This window comes from Desulforegulaceae bacterium (assembly GCA_034006035.1).
GTDB lineage: Bacteria > Desulfobacterota > Desulfobacteria > Desulfobacterales > JACKCP01 > JACKCP01.
In genome coordinates, this window is sequence record JAVETN010000005.1 from 57,143 (window position 1) to 74,660 (window position 17,518).

Annotated in this window: 16 protein-coding genes and 2 tRNA genes; 12 read left to right on the forward strand and 6 right to left on the reverse strand. The window is 31.0% G+C overall.

Going from position 1 to position 17,518, the window contains the following annotated elements:
* The first annotated feature begins 94 nt into the window (after positions 1-94).
* The 3 genes from RBR53_05480 to RBR53_05490 are packed head-to-tail and all read left to right on the forward strand — an operon-like array spanning position 95 to position 1,998.
* On the forward strand, positions 95-892 hold the full coding sequence (locus RBR53_05480) for a MotA/TolQ/ExbB proton channel family protein (GenBank protein MDY0132103.1): 798 nt from the start codon (positions 95-97) through the stop codon (positions 890-892).
* On the forward strand, positions 882-1,616 hold the full coding sequence (locus tag RBR53_05485; GenBank protein ID MDY0132104.1) for an OmpA family protein: 735 nt from the start codon (positions 882-884) through the stop codon (positions 1,614-1,616). Before RBR53_05480 ends, RBR53_05485 begins: the two co-directional genes overlap by 11 nt.
* Positions 1,591-1,998: a PilZ domain-containing protein gene (locus RBR53_05490; GenBank protein ID MDY0132105.1), complete on the forward strand. Its 408-nt coding sequence runs from the start codon at positions 1,591-1,593 to the stop codon at positions 1,996-1,998. The genes RBR53_05485 and RBR53_05490 overlap by 26 nt, the downstream gene beginning before the upstream one ends.
* Position 1,999: 1 nt before the next feature.
* On the opposite strand, the gene RBR53_05495 is transcribed toward RBR53_05490, so the two are convergent.
* Genes RBR53_05495 through RBR53_05505 form a run of 3 tightly spaced genes read right to left on the reverse strand, consistent with a single transcriptional unit; the run spans position 2,000 to position 5,763 of the window.
* Positions 2,000-3,913 carry a DUF3488 and transglutaminase-like domain-containing protein gene (locus tag RBR53_05495; protein MDY0132106.1) on the reverse strand — a complete coding sequence of 638 codons (1,914 nt, stop codon included), beginning with the start codon at positions 3,911-3,913 and terminating at the stop codon, positions 2,000-2,002.
* Positions 3,906-4,862, reverse strand: a complete 957-nt coding sequence (locus RBR53_05500; protein ID MDY0132107.1) for a DUF58 domain-containing protein — start codon at positions 4,860-4,862, stop codon at positions 3,906-3,908. The genes RBR53_05495 and RBR53_05500 overlap by 8 nt, the downstream gene beginning before the upstream one ends.
* Positions 4,843-5,763: a MoxR family ATPase gene (locus RBR53_05505; protein ID MDY0132108.1), complete on the reverse strand. Its 921-nt coding sequence runs from the start codon at positions 5,761-5,763 to the stop codon at positions 4,843-4,845. Before RBR53_05505 ends, RBR53_05500 begins: the two co-directional genes overlap by 20 nt.
* 58 nt (positions 5,764-5,821) lie before the next feature.
* Between RBR53_05505 and RBR53_05510 the strand changes: the two genes are divergently transcribed.
* Complete coding sequence (locus RBR53_05510; protein ID MDY0132109.1) at positions 5,822-7,066, forward strand: hypothetical protein; 1,245 nt, start codon at positions 5,822-5,824, stop codon at positions 7,064-7,066.
* A 16-nt stretch (positions 7,067-7,082) separates the two neighbouring features.
* Complete coding sequence (locus RBR53_05515) at positions 7,083-7,736, forward strand: lactate utilization protein (protein ID MDY0132110.1); 654 nt, start codon at positions 7,083-7,085, stop codon at positions 7,734-7,736.
* Between the two features lie 52 nt (positions 7,737-7,788).
* Here RBR53_05515 and RBR53_05520 read toward each other — a convergent pair whose 3' ends face one another.
* Both RBR53_05520 and tadA read right to left on the reverse strand, forming a co-directional pair.
* Positions 7,789-9,081 carry an adenylosuccinate synthase gene (locus tag RBR53_05520; GenBank protein MDY0132111.1) on the reverse strand — a complete coding sequence of 431 codons (1,293 nt, stop codon included), beginning with the start codon at positions 9,079-9,081 and terminating at the stop codon, positions 7,789-7,791.
* A gap of 2 nt (positions 9,082-9,083) precedes the next feature.
* Positions 9,084-9,548, reverse strand: a complete 465-nt coding sequence (gene tadA, locus RBR53_05525; GenBank protein ID MDY0132112.1) for a tRNA adenosine(34) deaminase TadA — start codon at positions 9,546-9,548, stop codon at positions 9,084-9,086.
* A gap of 265 nt (positions 9,549-9,813) precedes the next feature.
* On the opposite strand from tadA, the gene RBR53_05530 reads away from it, so the two are divergent.
* From RBR53_05530 to RBR53_05540, 3 genes are all read left to right on the forward strand, one after another.
* Positions 9,814-9,890 (forward strand) — tRNA-Arg (locus RBR53_05530).
* A gap of 503 nt (positions 9,891-10,393) precedes the next feature.
* The gene (locus RBR53_05535; protein MDY0132113.1) at positions 10,394-12,295 is read left to right on the forward strand and encodes a diguanylate cyclase; all 1,902 of its coding nucleotides are present in this window, start codon (positions 10,394-10,396) and stop codon (positions 12,293-12,295) included.
* Positions 12,296-12,502: 207 nt separating this feature from the next.
* The gene (locus RBR53_05540; GenBank protein MDY0132114.1) at positions 12,503-13,612 is read left to right on the forward strand and encodes a WYL domain-containing protein; all 1,110 of its coding nucleotides are present in this window, start codon (positions 12,503-12,505) and stop codon (positions 13,610-13,612) included.
* A gap of 448 nt (positions 13,613-14,060) precedes the next feature.
* Here RBR53_05540 and RBR53_05545 read toward each other — a convergent pair.
* Positions 14,061-14,157, reverse strand: a tRNA-Sec gene (locus RBR53_05545).
* 76 nt (positions 14,158-14,233) lie between these two features.
* Between RBR53_05545 and RBR53_05550 the strand changes: the two genes are divergently transcribed.
* From RBR53_05550 to recA, 4 genes are read left to right on the forward strand one after another with little or no spacing between them, the layout of a single operon-like run.
* Positions 14,234-15,388 carry a M20/M25/M40 family metallo-hydrolase gene (locus RBR53_05550; GenBank protein ID MDY0132115.1) on the forward strand — a complete coding sequence of 385 codons (1,155 nt, stop codon included), beginning with the start codon at positions 14,234-14,236 and terminating at the stop codon, positions 15,386-15,388.
* Complete coding sequence (locus tag RBR53_05555) at positions 15,388-15,840, forward strand: phosphatidylglycerophosphatase A (GenBank protein MDY0132116.1); 453 nt, start codon at positions 15,388-15,390, stop codon at positions 15,838-15,840. The genes RBR53_05550 and RBR53_05555 overlap by 1 nt, the downstream gene beginning before the upstream one ends.
* A 23-nt stretch (positions 15,841-15,863) precedes the next feature.
* Positions 15,864-16,436, forward strand: a complete 573-nt coding sequence (gene thpR / locus RBR53_05560; protein ID MDY0132117.1) for an RNA 2',3'-cyclic phosphodiesterase — start codon at positions 15,864-15,866, stop codon at positions 16,434-16,436.
* A 20-nt stretch (positions 16,437-16,456) separates the two neighbouring features.
* Positions 16,457-17,503, forward strand: coding sequence for a recombinase RecA (gene recA, locus RBR53_05565; GenBank protein ID MDY0132118.1), 1,047 nt, complete (start codon positions 16,457-16,459; stop codon positions 17,501-17,503).
* Positions 17,504-17,518: the final 15 nt, after the last annotated feature.

Consider the following 17,518-nt stretch of genomic DNA (forward strand, 5'->3'; position numbering starts at 1 on the left):
TTAGATAAGTTTTGATATCTTTCAAGCTTTTTATTTAACAATAAAAGCTTACTTTAATTTCTTGGTATAAAATTATTAAACCAAAGGTTTTAATATGGATTTTGGCTCTTTTATTGGGATTATTTCTGGGCTTTCCCTTATATTTTCAGCAATTTTTTTAAGGGGAGATTTTTTAAGTTTTGTAAATCTTCCTGGATTTATGATTGTGATAGGGGGGACTGTTGCCTCAACTCTTCTGACTTTTGAATTCAGGCATGTAGTTACAGCTTTCAAGTCTGCTGTCCTTGTTTTTTCAAGTAAAAGAGATGATCCAAATGATGCAGTTGAAACAATGATAAGGCTTTGCAGAATAAGCAGGAAGCAGGGAATTATTGCATTAAGCGAGGTAAAAACTCAATCAGGGTTTTTGAAAAAAGCCTGCGGTCTTATTGCTGACGGTTCTGAGGAAGCCACTGTCAGGGCTGCTCTTGAAACTGAAATTAATTATTTGAAACTCAGGCATTTCAATATCCAGGATGTATTTAAAAAAATGGGAACCTATGCACCGGCATTTGGAATGCTTGGTACATTAATAGGGCTGATTCAAATGCTAAGCCAGCTTGCAAATCCTGAAACAATAGGGCCAGCAATGGCTGTAGCTCTTCTTACAACTTTTTATGGTTCTCTTATTTCCACCTTATTATGCCTTCCCATTGCAGGTAAACTAAAATCAAGAACAATAAACGAAGTAATGAATATGGAAATTATGCTTGAAGGGGCGGTTTCCATTTTAAAAAATGACAACCCTCTTATTATTTATGAAAAGCTTTCTTCTTTTATACCTGTAAATTCCAGAGTTCCAATGGAGAAGATGGATTTAAGATCAAGCAAAGGAATAAATAATGAAATTTAGAACAAAATCAACAAAAGATGATTTCCTTGAAGAAGATAACGATCTGGGGTGGATAGTCACTTTTTCAGATCTTATGACTCTTCTTCTTGTGTTTTTTATCCTTCTTTTTTCCATTTCAAACCTCAACAAAAATAAATTTGAAAGTGCACTTGAGTCCATAAGGATGAGTTTAAATTCAAAAATGGTGCCTTTTGCCTCAATCGAAGTTCTTGAAGTGCCTGAAACCCTTGATAAAAATATAAGAATTGATGAACTTACAGGGCTTACTTCAAGAAAAGAAAGAATAGAAAAAGATATAAGATCTTATATCAGCAAACACAAAATTCAAGACAATGTCAGTGTAAGTATTCTTAATGATAAAATTGTAGTCCAGATAAGAGGTACAGCTCTTTTTGATTCAGGAGATGCAGTGCTTAAAACATCAGCTGAGCCTGTACTTAAAGAACTTGTAAATGTATTTGAAGCATATGATGACTACAATATTAATATTAAGGGGCATACAGATAACCTTCCCATTTCCACATCAAGGTATCCATCAAACTGGGAATTATCTGCCATAAGAGCAACGAATGTGTTGAGGTATTTTATTTCAACCGGAATACATCCTTTAAGGCTTACTGCTACAGGATACGGTTCTCTTATGCCTCTCAGGCCAAATACTTCAGATGAAAACAGAGCCGCAAACAGGAGAGTTGAATTTGTTTTGGAAAAAAAAGGCAGATAATAAATATAAACTGAGGTTTGAATCAAAGGATAAAAGGAATAGCTATAGATTAAAAGCCTTACGAAGTGAAAAGCTTTGTATATATTTAAATTCCAAGGCCTTTGAAATATCAAATATAAGTGCCGGAGGAGTTGCTTTTTTTTCATCAGAATTTTCAATTGGTGATTTTTATGATTTTGAATTGCCTCTTCCCGATACAAAAGCCAACTATGTAAAAGGTAAAATTGAAATAGCAGGATTTGAGAACGGTTTAACCAGGGCAAAATTTATTGAAATTGATGAAAATGACAAAGAAAGAATTCATAAGTTTGTTTTTGAAAAGCAGATAAAATATTTAAGAAAATCCAAACAAAATAAAAAACAATCAGACAATCTTTTTTAAGTTAAAATCTTAGTTTTTTTAAAATCATTTTCATTTTTACAATGTTTTTTTCTGATTTTTCACCAGAATATCTATAAAGAACAAAGATGTTAATAAAATCTTTAATCAACTCCTGATTTTTTAAATTAGATTTTTCAATTCTTTTTAAATACTCATAATATCCTTCCCAGGGTTTTTTTGCAAAATTTTTGTTTTTTAACTTTTTTTGCATTTTTTCAAATAAAATAAGTTCTTTTGATTTTTTACTTTGAAGTTTTACCTTTAATTTTAAACTAAAATAAACCCAGAAAAAAAGAAAAAAGCAAACAAAGATAAGCAAGGCAGATTTTTTTAAAAAACTTTGATTTTTAAGACCTAAAAATTTAAAAAACTCATTTTGAATATTAAAATTATAGCTTATAATTTTTTGATCCCAGAAAAAATTTAAAGCATCTGTTAATTTGGTAAAAGGTTTTGTAAATTTAAAAAAACTTCTGCCTGAATTAAAATCAGATGAAAAAATTTGCTCCATATTTTCTTCAAGTCTTGAAGGGGTAGATTCAGTGGTGGGATCAATTCTTATCCAGCCTTTGTTTCCCAACCAGACTTCGCACCATGCATGGGCATCTGATTGTCTTAGACTAAAAAATCCTCCAATGGGATTTTCTTCTCCGCCAAGATATCCTCCTGTAATTCGAGAAGGAATTTTTGCTGCCCTCATTAAAAAAGCAAATGAAGAAGCAAAGTGCTCGCAAAATCCTTCTCTTTTATCAAACAAAAACTCATCAATATAATTTTTGCCATATTTTGGAGGATTTAAAGTGTAAATAAATTTATTTTTTCTTAAAAACTCAATTCCTTTATAAACCCTTTGCTCAGGTGGAAAACTTCTCCATTGAGAGCCAAGCTCCAAAGTCAGGGGATTAAAATTTTCAGGAAGCTTTAAATGTTTTTTTGATGGTTTAGGGTAAGTGGGACTTTGGTTTGTATATTCAATTTCATAAGCTTTTTTATCATTGATTTTAAAAAATATTGAATAAAGGGTGGAGTTTTCAGTTAAATAAATTTGTTTTTCCGGGGAGTTCAAAGGATAATCAGGTGAAATAATATATTTGGAATAGGTTGGATTTAAAATTATAAAAGCTTTTTTTGAGGTTGAACTTTTAAAGGTTGTTGGTCCTTTTAAAGGAGGATTGTCAGGATGCCACGAAGTTCCGTCAAATGAATTGAAAACTATCCCTCTGAAATATTTTTCTAAACTTTGGTGATTATTGTCAAATTTTATTTTAAATGCAATTTCATTGTTTTTAGCAAGAGAAGATACTGAACCAGGGCTTATTGTTTGTGCAAATCCAGATATGTTTTTAAAGCTTCCTTGTTTTCCCCATAAACTTGTTTGAATTCTTGGGAAAAAGAAAAATAAAACAAAGGCAAAAATAATTGATGGAAGAGATATCAAAATACTTTTTTTTATGTTTTGGAAAAGATTTTTATCCGGTGAATTAATATATCCCATCACAGACAAAGTAAATACAGCGGAAATAAACATATAAATTGTTGTAAAAAAAGAAGTTGAAAATAAAATCAAAGAAAGAAGGATAAAAAAGCTTAAAAAGCAGGCAACAAGTTCGTCTCTAAGGGTTTTGATTTCAAAGATTTTTAAAAAAGACATTATAATCAAAAGGGGAACTCCAGCGTCCCTTGAAAACAGTTCTTTGAAGTTGATTGTTAAAATAAGGGTGAAAACAATGGTTAAAAATAAGATTGTTTTTTTTCCCGGAGGTTTTATTTTGCCCAAAACAATTAAAAGATTAAATATAAAGGCAAAAAAAACTATAATCACTGTTTTAATTTCCAGGAAAAAAAGCAAAGGAATACAAGAAAAAACAATTGAAAGAAAAATCAGGGTGGAATTTTTTGGTTTAAAATTATTCATCATCATACCCCGCAAGAAGTTCAAGGCAGATTTTTTGATGTTTTGGTCCAGAATTTGGAGGGATTTTTATTTGTTTTATTTCAAGCCCATATTTTAATCCTTCAGCTTCAAGTTCAAGAATGGTTTTACAGATTTTAGAAAGTTTTTTTTCAAGATTTTCAATCTTTAATTTATCAAAATAAATTATTATTTTATCAAAACTTTTTTCTTCATTAAAATCTTTGATAAAAAGCCCAAGTCCTTTGGAGTATGATTTCCAGGAAATCCTTTTTATATTATCTCCTTTTACATAGTTTTTTAAGCCTTTGAATTCATCTTCATCTTTGTTTTTGTCTTTAGTTTTTCCTTGAATTTCCATTAAAGATTTAAGTTTTGTTAAGGGAATAGGAGTTTTTGAAGGAGAAGGGTAAACAATTTGTTTTTCATCAGAATAAAAATAGGCAAAACTTTTGAAAATACCATAGGGAAAACTTGAAGAAATTTTAAACACAGGACAACGATAAATTCCCCGGGCTTTTGAATCAATAAAAAGTTTTGCATTTATATTTAAATTGTTTTTTAAAAACTCAATTTTTACAAATTTATCTTTTAAGTTTATTTTAACAGCTTTTTTTTCTTTGCCATTAGTTAATAAATTAAATTCAACTTTTGTCTTTGAAAAAGCAAAGCTGTTTTCAATTTTTATTGAATTAATTTTAAGGTCAAGGATTGAATTTCTGGTTTCTCTTGTGGAAAATAAAAAGATAAAAAAAAGGAAAAAACTAAACAAAAGCCCCATGTTGTTATTTTCATTAAATGAGCCTGCAAAAATGACAAGAACGACCAAAAGAAAAATAAAACCAGGTCTTGTTGGTAGAATATAGATCTGGTTTTTTTTTATTTTTAAGGGAACCTTGTTTTTTTTTGCCCTTAATTTGTTTTTAATAAGGTTATGAAATTTTAATTTCATTTAAAATCTCTTGAATTTCACTGTTTTTTATAAATCTTGATTCTTTTTCAAAAAAAAGTCTATGGGATGATGCCCAGGGTAAAACATTTTTAATGTCTTCTGGAATTAGAAAATCTCTTTTGTAAATATAGGCCCTGGCTTTGGCTGATTGAAGAATGCTTATTCCTGCTCTTGGAGAAAGTCCGTTTTTAAAATATCCGCAGTTTCTTGTAAATTCAATTATATCTTGGAGATATTCAATTACAGGGTCACTTGTTTTTATAAGCTTAATTTTTTTTTGGATTTCTAAAACTGATTTAGAATCAAGGACAGGATTTATCAGGTTTGATTTATGTGAAATTGAATTTTTTTGAAGCAAAATTTGTTTTTCAGAGTCCCTGTCAGGATATCCCAGATTAATTTTAAAAAGAAACCTGTCAAGCTGAGATTCAGGAAGAGGAAAGGTACCTGCCTGTTCTTTTGGATTTTGGGTTGCTATTACAAAAAAAGGTTTTTTAAGTTGATAAGTGCTGCCTTCAATAGTAATTTGTCTTTCTTCCATTGCTTCAAGCAAAGCACTTTGGGTTTTAGGAGTTGTTCTGTTTATTTCATCTGAAAGAAGAACCTGGGTGAATACAGGGCCTGGATGAAATGTAAAGTTTCCGTTTTTTTGGTCAAAAACTGAAGTCCCAAGGATATCTCCGGGGAGCATATCGCTTGTACATTGAATTCTTTTGAATTTCAGTCCCATTACCCTTGAAAGAGCATTGGCAAGTGATGTTTTGCCTATTCCAGGCAGATCTTCAATCAAAAGATGTCCGTCAGCAAGAAGGCAGGTAAGACTCAGGATGATTTTTTCCCTTTTACCAAGGATGATTTTCTCAACTTCACTTATTATTTCTTTAACTTGAGTGTTTATCATTATAAGCTCTTTAAAATTAGGGATAATTTAACAAACCAATCACAGGCATAGTATATCAATGTTAACTCCTTTTGAAGTATATGCGGTAATTATTTCATTATTAAGTCTTTTTTTTCTTGGCTTTCTTTTTAAATTCAAGGGAATTTTTGAATGGAAGATATCCCTTGGTAAAAGACTAGAAAGTCTTAAAAAAAAGTCAGAATCTTGTATTGATGAAAAAGAAAGAAAAGCCTATGAATACGTTTATAAAGAATGCAAAAAAATATATAAAAAAAACTATTATTTCAATTCAGAAGTTATAAGTTTAATTGATTTTATAGAAAATATTTCAGTAATTTACAATCCTGAAAGCAAAACACCTTTACTTGAAATAGACCTGGGTCAATTTTTGTACTTTTCAAATTTAACCTCTGAAAAAATAGAAAATATTTTAAACAGAAAATCATTGAAAGTCGTTTATAATTTAAGGCTTAAAAAATTATATTTTGGATTTAATTTAATAAATATTTTTTTGAACAATAAGTTTTTAAACAGTTTTTTGTTTGTATGGAAAAATTATTCAATCTTACAAATAATTGTTTGGTTTAATCCTTTAACTCTTCTTGTCTTTTTATCTTTAAGTCTTTTGAGAATGAGTATTGTTAAATTCATTGTAACAGATTTTTTTATTTTTGCCGGGGAAAATTCTATTCTGGCATATTCTGAGAAATCAGAAAAAAATTTTTACCAAAGTAAAAAATTAAAAAAATTCAAGTTTTTGGAAAAAAAGAAATTATTTAAAAACAAAGATTTAAAAAAAATCAAAAAAGATTTTTTATTTAGAACTTTGATTTTTGGTAATCTGCCTTCAGTTAAAAGCTTTAAAAAAGCTTTGTCAGATTCGGCTTTGGTTGTTTCAGCAAGTTATTATCCAGATTCAAAAACTCCTTTAAAAGAAGCAAAAATTGGCCTTATACTTGAAAGAACCGCTCATTGGCTTGGTGTTTTGTCAAATTTGAGCAAAAAAAGAATTGTAAAATATTTTTTCAATATAAAATTATCTTTAATTTTCAATGTTTATGATTTTCAAAAAAAACATTTACCCCGTTTTTTAAATAAACCTAAAAAAATATTTGGAAAATCTGTTACAATTGCAAATTATTCAAGGATTATTTTCAAGGTTTCCAAGTCAGGGACACCATTTAGTTTTTTATCCTTTGCCGGCAGTGAATATGGAAGAAACTTTTTAGTGTTTTATATTTTAAAAACTTCTTATGAAAAAATGATTTTAGAAATAGATTATGTATATAAAAACAGCCAATAAAAGGGGAGTTTAAAAAATGAATAAATCAATAGAGAAATACTGGTTAAAAAAACTTGAACATACAAAAGAAAGCCTGGAATCAAATAATTTTAAAGCCTTTGTAGCAGAAGATGAAAAAGAAGCTTCAAGAATTTTTTTTGATGAAATTATGAATGATTTATCCCCGTCTTCAGTTTCTTGGGGTGGTTCCCTTACTTTTAAGGATTCAGGCATTTATGATAAATTAAAAGAAAACAGCAATCTTCAAATTTTAGATACCTATGACCATTCATTGTCAAATAAGGAAAAAGATGAGTTAAGAAGAAAAGCTCTTTTATCCGATCTTTTTATAACAGGAACCAATGCTGTTACAGAAACAGGAGTTCTTATAAATCTAGATATGATTGGAAACAGGGTAGGGGCAATTACTTTTGGTCCTAAAAATGTTGTTATTATTGTTGGACGAAACAAAATTGTTAGTGATATTCAATCTGGAGTAGATAGAATAAAAAACTATTCAGCTCCTGTAAACTCAATGAGGCTTGAGAAAAAAACACCATGTGCCAAAACTTGTGTATGCTCGGATTGTTCAAGTCCTGAAAGAATATGTAATGTCTGGGTGGTAACTGAAAAATCTTTTCCTAAAAAAAGAATTTCTGTTATTTTGATTAATAAAGATTTGGGGTTTTAGAATAAAATATTAAAAAAACAAAGGCCGGCTTTTTAAACCGGCCAAATAAATTTTATCTAAATAAAGGTTTTATTTCAATTGTTTCTTCTCTTCCAGGGCCAACAGAAGCTATTTTTACTTCTGTTTCAGAAATTTCTTCAATTCTTCTTATATATTTAATTGTGTTTTCTGGAAAGTCTTCAAATCTTCTAACCTTAGTAAGATCTTCTTCCCAACCCTCAAGAGCTTCATATTGTGGAACAGCCTTTGCGGTATTTTGAACAAGTGCTGGAAAATAAGATGTGATTTCATTTCCAATTTTATAGGAAGTACAGATTTTAAGTTGTTTAATTCCTCCAAGAACATCAAGCTTTGTAAGAACAAGTCCTGTTAAAGAGTTGAGTTGAACTGCGTTGTTTAAAATAACAGTGTCAAGCCAGCCGCATCTTCTTTCTCTTCCTGTGGTGGCTCCAAATTCTGCCCCTTTTTTTTGGATAAACCTTCCGGTTTCATCTAAAAGCTCAGTTGGGAAAGGTCCTGCACCAACTCTTGTTGTATATGCTTTTACAATTCCAAGCACTTCCTGGATTGCTTTTGGGCCAACACCGGAACCGCAGGCAATATTTCCTGAAATAGTATTTGATGAAGTCACAAAAGGATATGTTCCATGATCTATATCAAGGTGAGTACCCTGAGCACCTTCAAAAAGGATTTTAGAATTATTTGTCAAAGCCTTGTTAAGCTTTGCAGATATATTTGCTATATGGGGCCTTAGTTTTTTGGCAAATTCTGAATAGGTTTTATAAATTTCATCAAAATCAGGGATTTCATTATGGGAAAAAACTTTACTTAAAACTTTTGATTTTTCTTCTACATTTATTTTCAGCATTGATTTAAAAATATCATCTTCAAGAAATTCGGCAAATCTTATTCCATTTCTTGAAGCCTTGTCTTCGTAGCAAGGCCCTATCCCTCTTCCTGTAGTGCCGATTTTATTAGCTCCGGCACTGGCTTCACGGGCATTATCCAACATTTTATGGTATGGAAAAATTACATGGGCTTTTTCGCTGATTAAAAGTTTTTCAGGACTTACATCTATTCCTTTACCTTTAAGATATTCCATTTCTCCCAATAACACTGAAGGGTCAACAACAACGCCGTTTCCTATCATACATTTTTTACCCTGGATTATTCCTGAAGGCACAAGGTGACTGATTATAGATTCACCATCAATAACCATTGTATGACCTGCATTGTTTCCTCCCTGAAACCTTACAACATAGTCTGCACGGTCTGATAAGAGGTCAACTATTTTACCCTTGCCTTCATCTCCCCACTGGGTTCCAATTACGGCAATACTTGACACTTTTATTCTCCTTTTTTAATCTTTCTTTTGTTAAGAAAAAAGTCCTGAAGAAGTTTTTTACATTCTTTTCCTAAAACTCCTGAGACTATTTCAGGTCTGTGATTCAAATTTTTATTTTCATGAAAGCTGTACAAAGAACCACACCCGCCCCATTTATGGTCGAATGCACCAAACACAACTTTTCTTATCCTGGAATGAACAATGGCTCCCATACACATAATGCAAGGTTCTATTGTTGAATACAAAACAGTATTGGGCAACCTATAGTTTGAAAGCTTTTGAGAAGCTTTTTTTATGGCATTTATTTCAGCATGGGAACAAGGATTGTTTTCTGTGATAACAAGATTATATCCTTTTGAAATGATATTTCCTTCAAGGTCTGTAATTACAGCACCAATTGGAACTTCATCTGCTGATTTTGCCTTTAATGCTTCTTTTAAAGCAAGTTTCATAAAAACTTCATCCATCAGTTTATTACCCCAAACCTTTAATGCGATATCTTGAGACAAACAAAGAGTCAACTCATAATTATAAAAAATATAACTAAGACTTACAAGACGAAGATTTAAAATATATTTATTAGAAATTAAAGTCTTTAAATTTAAAAATATAAATTTTGCCTTAGTTTTTATTTTATAAAATTTTATGAATTAAAAAGACAGGTTTAGAAACTTTCAAAATTTTTGGCATTGACAATCATACACTTATTGTTTTATATGGATTTCAGATTTTGTGCCTGTAGCTCAGCTGGATAGAGTATCTGACTACGAATCAGAGGGTCGGGGGTTCGAATCCCTCCAGGCGCGCCACTAACAATAAGGCTTTCAGCAGGTTTTTGCTAAAAGCCTTTTTTTTTGTTGGGCTCGGCAAATAATGATATCCCAGGCTTTTCCTCAAAAAAATTAAAATATCAAAAATTCATAAAAATCCTTATAAACAACCAAACTAAGAATTAACAAAAAATTGGAAACTCTTTATAGAGCTGGTTTTTAGCAATTGCTTATTTTAAATTCAAACCTGGGCCAACCTGAAAATTTCAAACTTAATCAGTGTTTATTAAATATTAATTTATAAAAAACTTTAAAAATGCTTTAAACGAGCTTCCTTTTGATATCGATTAGGTATTGAGAGGTTAGTAAGAATAAATAGGAAAGCTGTATTTGTTTGATAACTCTAATTATTTTACTTAACTTGTTTGATTTGTTTGTAATTTAATTTCTTGATTCAATTTGTATTTCATTAAGTTTAAAGTTTGGCTTTAAAGCTGATTATTAAATTTTAATAGGATTAAATTGGTTTTATTTTGAAAACAATGCCTGAAGTAGCTCTTCTTTTTAAAAAAGTTAGAAATAAAAAACTGAATAAAACAGGTGTAAATATGAATAAAAGTTTTGTATCAACAATTGTTGAAGAATCTTCATTTGCCTTTGCTTACTATAAAATAATTAAAGATGATAAAAACAACCCTTGCGATTGTGAGTTTATAGATGTTAATCAGGCTTTTTTTGATATTACAGGTCTTTCAAATCAAATGATTGTTGGAAAAACTTTACTTGAAATTATGCCTGCTCTTAAAAACTTTAAGTCCCAAGGGATAAAGTTTTATGAGGAACTTTCAATTAAGGGAGGAATCAAAACTTTTGAAAAGTATTCAAAGTCTTTGAAAAAATGGTTTAAAGTACAGATTTTTTCACAAAGGGATGGTTATTTTTCAACTGTTTTTACTGATATTACTTCAGCTAAGCAAAAGCCAGAAGAAAAACTTTTTTATTATTCTAAAATGCAGCATATTTTAATGGATATTGCTTCAAAATATATAAATATCGGGCTTGATGAAGTTGAAATGTCAATTAACAAAGCCTTGAGTGAAATTGGAAATCATTTTGGAGCAGACAGGGTTTATATTTTTGATTATGATTTTAAAAATCAGACCACATCTAATCTTTTTGAGTGGTGCAATAAGGGAATAAACCCTCATATTAATGAACTTCAAAGTGTTCCCCTTAAAGTCCTGGAAAGTCTGGACGATTGGATTGATACTCATTTAAAAGGAAAACCCGTATTTGTAAGGGATGTTTCTGCTCTTCCTGAGGGGAATTTAAAAAAGGTTTTAGCTCTCCAGGATATTAAAACCCTTATCACAGTACCATTGAAGGATAATGACAATATTTTGGGATATCTTGGTTTTGACTGGGTAAAAAGCTATCATGAATACACAGAAATTGAAATTGACCTGCTTTATCTTTTTGCACAAATACTTGTAAATATAAAACTTAGAATAGAGGCAGAAACTTCTCTTGTACAAGAAAGGGAAAGGCTTGCTCTTGCATTGAAAGGTACAAACGCAGGCCTTTGGGACTGGCATATTCAAACTGGAGAAGCTGTTTTTGATAACCGCTGGGCAGAAATTGGAGGTTATTTATTGTCTGAACTTGAACCTGTAAGCATAAATACCTGGCTCAACCTTTGTCATCCCAAAGATTTGAAAATTTCAAAAAAAGCATTAAACGAGCATTTTTCCGGTAAAACTGATTTTTATGAAGCTGAATTAAGAATGAAGCATAAAAACGGTGGCTGGGTTTGGATTTTGGACAGAGGTCGTGTTGTTAGATGGGATAAAGCCGGAAAACCTTTGAGAATGACAGGAACCCACGTTGACATATCACAAAGAAAAAAAGCTGAAGAAATGATAAGACATCTTGCTAATCACGATGCTCTTACAGGGCTTTCAACAATCAGGCTTGCAAAAGACAGAGCTTGTGTTGCAAATGAAAAAGCTAAGAGGAATAACAAAAAAACAGCTTTTATGTTTATTGATCTTGATGGGTTTAAGCTTGTTAATGACAGCTTTGGTCATGAAGCAGGGGATTTTGTTTTAAAAGAAGCTGCCCTAAGGTTTAGCTCCTGTGTAAGAAAATCTGATACAGTTTCTCGTATTGGAGGAGATGAGTTCCTTGTAATAATAGATGAAATAGAAAGTTTGAATCCTGTTGAATACATTGCAAAAAAGATAATTTCAAAATTTTCCATACCTTTTATATACAACAGCAATGAAATAAAGATTGGATCCAGTATTGGAATTTCAATTTATCCAGATAATGGAGAAGAGATTAAAGAGTTGATAAAAAAAGCTGATGAAGCAATGTATTCAATTAAACGATCCGGTAAAAACAATTTTGCCTTTGCAGTGAAAAATCAACAACGCTCTAAGTGAGTTCAATTCTGATATCTGCTTATAAGCTTTGTTAAAATAAGCAAAGTTTCTATGGGTGAATTTTTATTGTTTTATGTATAGCTTAATTTAATAGTTACAATTGGTTTTTACCATGATGGTCTGATGTAATATAAAAAATAGAAAAAATTGCTTAAATTTTAATAGAAACATTTTAAACTCCTGTTTAAAATATAAGGATTTATTAAAGTGAATAAAATAGGTTTTAAACATGCAAGATTTGGCGAAAAAGGCAGAAGACTTCAACGTTCATGGGAAACCCTGATTTTGCTTTCAAGTAGTGAAGTTCCTCTTAGTGCAAAAGAAATAAATGAAAAAACTCATAAAAAATATCCTTTTAATGAAAATAAATGTAGTGTTCAGACAACAAGGGAAGACTTGAAACTTTTAATTGAATGTGGTTTTCCAGTAATAATGACAGACAAAAATGGCAATAAAATTGATCTTGAAGAATTTGAGGATTTAAGGGGAAAGTTTAAAAACACAGGTTATCTTTTAAGCGATCCTCTTAAAACCAGTGAGTATAATTTCTCTCCTTCATCATTTGATATAATTACTCTTGCAATTTCAAGAGCAGCAGCAGAATCAGATTTATCAGAAAAGTTTTATCTTAAAAAATATTTTACAAAAATGAATTCTCTTTTTTATGAAAAAATTAATGAAAGGCTTAAAAGCGGTAAAAAACCTGAACTTTTGTATGTGAAATCTGTTTTAGAAATCGGAAAAAAGTATTCAGGTGAAAAAATTTCAGAAAAAGTCCTTGAAGCTCTTTTTGAGGCTATTGCAAGGAATCAAGTTTTAGAAGCAAAATATATAAATAGAAATAATGAAGAAAAAGAATCTGTTTTTCTTCCCTTAAGAATTTGGATTTCTCAAAACAGGCTTTATCTGATCACAGCAGGAGCTCCAAGCGGTAAATATTTCACTTGGAGAATCGATAAATTTAAAGATATTAAAGAAGTTAAAGGAATTGAAGTTCCTGAAATAAACAGGAATGAAGTTGATGAAATTGTAAATAAAAGTTTTGGAGGTTTTACTTCAGAGCCTGAAACAATAAAATTAAAAGTAATGCCTGAAGCAGCCTATCTTTTTGAAGAATTTTCCTATCATTCCACACAAAAAATTTTAGAAAATAAAGACAAAACCCTGGATGTTGAAATAACAGCTCCAATAAACTGGGCTCTTGAAGAATGGATTTTAGGTTTTGGAGAATTTGTAATTGTGGTTTCACCTGATAGTTTAAAAAAGATTATCAAAGATAGAATTTTTAAAAGCTTACAAAATTATGACAATTTTTAAATTTGATAAAAGAAATTATAAAAAAGAAAACTTTTAACAAAGAAGTTTATATTAGATATCCTTGAAAAAACTGTAAAATATGGAGTCAAACCTCCAAATAAAATTATGATTATTGAAATGCCTGGATTGGAAAAAGTTTTATAGCAAAAGCTGATTTACAATATTTTTAATAAACCTTAGATGACCTGCTAAATGAAAAAAAATGCAAAACCTGTGTCTACCTCACTATTTAAGGATGAAATTAAAAATCTTTTAGACTTTAATTTTTTAAAGCTAAATATCCATTACTTTGATTTCATCTAACTTTTTAAAAAACAATATAGTTCAATCTGATAATTTAGCTTTTAGATTCGTCTGGATGCAATAGTATTTTGGTTAAAAATGAACAAAGGTTAATTTATTTGTTTTTTATGAAATGACTGGCTCTAAGTGTTTGAAATGAAAAAAATGGCGGAAATGCATGGGAATCGAACCCACCCGGGACGGTTCTAGCGCCCCACACCGGATTTGAAGTCCGGGAGCCTCACCAGAGACTACGCACTTCCGTATTTTTGTTAACAGAAAAAAATGATATAGATTATTTGGGTAAAATGTCAATCTTTATTTAAAAAAGAGGATAAAATGATAAATGAATTAAGGTTAAAACAGATGTTTGAAGATTTGGTCAGAATTGATTCCCCTTCAGGTCATGAAAAAGAAGTTTGTATCTGGATTAAAAACTATATTGAAAATATTGAAATAAGAACAAAAGAAGACAATGCTTCAGAAATTTTAAACACAGAGTCAAACAATCTTATAGGGTATTTTGACGGAAACATAGATTTACCGCCTCTTATGCTTTGTGCCCATATGGATACAGTTGAGCCTGGAAGAGGAGTTGAACCTGTATTTGAAAATGGAGTTTTTAGAAGTAAAGGTGATACAATTCTTGGTGCTGATAACAAGTCGGCAATAGCAGTGATTCTTGAAGTTATTAATGTTATAAAGGAAAATAATCTTAAAACTTGTCCCATAGATCTTGTATTTACTGTATTTGAAGAAGGAGGACTAAAAGGAGCCAAAGCTTTTGACACTTCTCTTATAAGGGCAGATTTTGGATATATTCCAGATTCAACTGATCCTGAAGGAATTGTGGTAAGTTCTCCTTCATGCAGTCAAATAATTTTTGAAATAACAGGAAAGTCTGCCCATGCAGGAGCTGAGCCGGAAAAAGGTGTTAATGCTATAATTACAGCTGCAAAAGCTCTTTCACAAATTAAAAGCGGTAGAATTGATGATGAAACAACTTGCAATATAGGAATAATCAAAGGCGGGAAAGCAACAAATATTGTTCCTGATAAAGTTGTTATTAAAGCCGAGGCAAGAAGCCATGATCCCGAAAAACTTGAAAAAGTTATTGAAACAATGAAGTCTGTGTTTGAACTTGTAATTAAAGAAGAAAAACAGAAAAGTCCTGATAAAAATTTTCCAGCACTTGAAATTAAAGTTGAAGATGATTTTAAAAATGTTTCTTTATCCAGAGATGAAAAGGTTTTTAAACTTGCAGATAAAGCAGCTGAAAACCTTGGGTTTGAATTAAAAGGGAAAAAAATAGGCGGTGGAGCAGATGCCAATGTTTTTTTCCATAAAGGAATAAAGGCAGGAGTAATAGGAACAGGAATGAAAAATATACATACAATAGATGAAAATATTTCATTAAAAGATATGGTAGATTGTGCTAAATTTCTTCTTGAAATTATCAATGTTTATTCATTACAAACTCTGGAAAACAACTAATGAAACTTGACCAGGATAAAATTATTCTTTTTTTTGCCTTGGGTGGATACTCGGGTAAATCTCCTGTTTCTCCGGGAACAATAGGCAGTTTTTGTTCAATTCCCCTTATAATTGCTGTTTCTTTTATTCCTGAGAGTTTTACAGGGATTTTTCTTACATTTTTTATTTTGTTTTCTGTATATGTTTCAGATAAAGCATCAGTTATTTTAAAAAATGAAGATCCAAAAGAAGTTGTTATTGATGAATTTGCAGGATTTATGGTCGCAATGTCTGGGATTGGTATTAGCTTTTTTTCTTTGGGTTGTGGTTTTTTGCTGTTTAGATTTTTTGATATATTAAAACCATGGCCGATTAAAAAAGCTGAAACAGTTTTTAAAGGAGGAAGCGGGATTGTTTTTGATGATCTAATTGCAGGCGTTTTTGCAAATATAATCTTGAGATTGATTATATAAATTTAGATATGGGCTGACTAATAATGGGAAAACAGATCAGAACTTTTATAGCTGCAAAAATTCCACCCGAGGAATGTGAAAAAATAAAAAATCTTCAAGGGCTTTTAGGAAACGAGCTCAAAAGTATAAAATGGGTGAAACCTGAAAATATACATTTGACGCTGAGGTTTTTGGGAAATATTAATGAGTTGTCAAAATCTGAAATTATTGAAAATCTTGATAGTGCTTTAGAAGGTTTTCTGGCATTAAATATGGGTTTTTCAGGTTTTGGGGTTTTTCCTGATAAAAAAAGGCCAAGAGTTTTGTGGACAGGCCTTGAGGGAGATTTATCCCCTTTATCTTTAATGACTGTAAAAATAAGAGAAAATCTTGAACACCATGGTTTTCAAAAAGATAAGGAGCATTTTCATCCCCATATAACAATTGGAAGGTTTAAGAAAAACAAGGAGGTAAAAAATCTTTTTGATGTTCTTGATAAATACAATTCTTTATTAAGAGGTTTTTTTGTTATAGATGAAATAGTGTTTTATAAAAGTGAGCTTTTCTCTTATGGAGCAAAGTATTCAGTTTTATTTATAAAAAAACTTAAAAAATAAATATATAGGAGAAATTAAATATGTCAGTATCTGACAAGGCAAAAGCCATAGACTCTGCAATGGGGCAAATTGAGCGGCAGTTTGGTAAAGGTTCAATTATGAAGCTTGGCAGCCGTGAGGTTATAGAAGTCCCTGTGATTTCAACTGGTTCTGTTGCTTTAGATAAAAGTCTTGGAGTAGGCGGAATTCCCAAGGGAAGAATTACAGAAATTTATGGTGCTGAATCTTCAGGTAAAACAACCCTGGCTCTTCATGCCATAGCAGAAGCTCAGAAAAAAGGCGGAGTTGCCGCTTTTATTGATGCAGAGCATGCTCTTGATACTGCATACGCAAAAAGGCTTGGAGTAAATTGTGACGAGCTTCTTGTTTCCCAGCCCGATACAGGAGAGCAAGCCCTTGAAATAGCTGAAATGCTTGTAAGAAGCGGGGCAGTTGATATTTTAGTAATAGATTCTGTTGCAGCCCTTGTCCCCCGGGCTGAAATTGAAGGGGAAATGGGTGATTCACATATGGGGCTTCAAGCAAGACTTATGTCCCAGGCTTTAAGAAAACTTACAGCAACCATAAGCAAAACAAATACAGCACTTATTTTTATAAATCAGATAAGAATGAAAATTGGAGTTGTTTTTGGAAACCCTGAAACAACAACAGGTGGAAATGCTCTTAAGTTTTACTCTTCAGTAAGATTGGAAATAAGAAGATCAACTCCAATTAAGGACGGTCAGGAAATTACAGGAAATAGAACAAGAGTCAAAATAGTAAAAAACAAACTTGCACCTCCTTTTAAAGAAGCAGAATTTGATCTTATGTATGGAGAGGGAATTTCAAAAACAGGTGAAATTATTGATATAGGGGTTGAACTTGAATTAGTTGAAAAAAGCGGAGCCTGGTATTCCTACAATTCAAACCGCATAGGTCAGGGACGTGAAAATGTTAAGAAATATCTTATTGAAAACCCTGAAGTTTACAATCAAATGTTTGAAGCAGTAAGGACAAAAATGGGCCTTTCAATTGAAAAGGAAAAGACTCCTGAAAAGGAAGAACCGGCTAAAACTAAAAAACAGTAATTTCTAAGGGTTTTT

Coding starts and splice junctions, on each gene's coding strand:
- RBR53_05480 (MDY0132103.1), top strand. CDS start 95: ATGGATTTTGGCTCTTTTATTGGGATTATTTCTGGGCTTTCCCTTATA.
- RBR53_05485 (MDY0132104.1), top strand. CDS start 882: ATGAAATTTAGAACAAAATCAACAAAAGATGATTTCCTTGAAGAAGAT.
- RBR53_05495 (MDY0132106.1), bottom strand. CDS start 3,913: ATGAATAATTTTAAACCAAAAAATTCCACCCTGATTTTTCTTTCAATT.
- RBR53_05500 (MDY0132107.1), bottom strand. CDS start 4,862: ATGAAATTAAAATTTCATAACCTTATTAAAAACAAATTAAGGGCAAAA.
- RBR53_05505 (MDY0132108.1), bottom strand. CDS start 5,763: ATGATAAACACTCAAGTTAAAGAAATAATAAGTGAAGTTGAGAAAATC.
- RBR53_05510 (MDY0132109.1), top strand. CDS start 5,822: ATGTTAACTCCTTTTGAAGTATATGCGGTAATTATTTCATTATTAAGT.
- RBR53_05515 (MDY0132110.1), top strand. CDS start 7,083: ATGAATAAATCAATAGAGAAATACTGGTTAAAAAAACTTGAACATACA.
- tadA (MDY0132112.1), bottom strand. CDS start 9,548: ATGGATGAAGTTTTTATGAAACTTGCTTTAAAAGAAGCATTAAAGGCA.
- RBR53_05535 (MDY0132113.1), top strand. CDS start 10,394: ATGCCTGAAGTAGCTCTTCTTTTTAAAAAAGTTAGAAATAAAAAACTG.
- RBR53_05550 (MDY0132115.1), top strand. CDS start 14,234: ATGATAAATGAATTAAGGTTAAAACAGATGTTTGAAGATTTGGTCAGA.
- RBR53_05555 (MDY0132116.1), top strand. CDS start 15,388: ATGAAACTTGACCAGGATAAAATTATTCTTTTTTTTGCCTTGGGTGGA.
- thpR (MDY0132117.1), top strand. CDS start 15,864: ATGGGAAAACAGATCAGAACTTTTATAGCTGCAAAAATTCCACCCGAG.
- recA (MDY0132118.1), top strand. CDS start 16,457: ATGTCAGTATCTGACAAGGCAAAAGCCATAGACTCTGCAATGGGGCAA.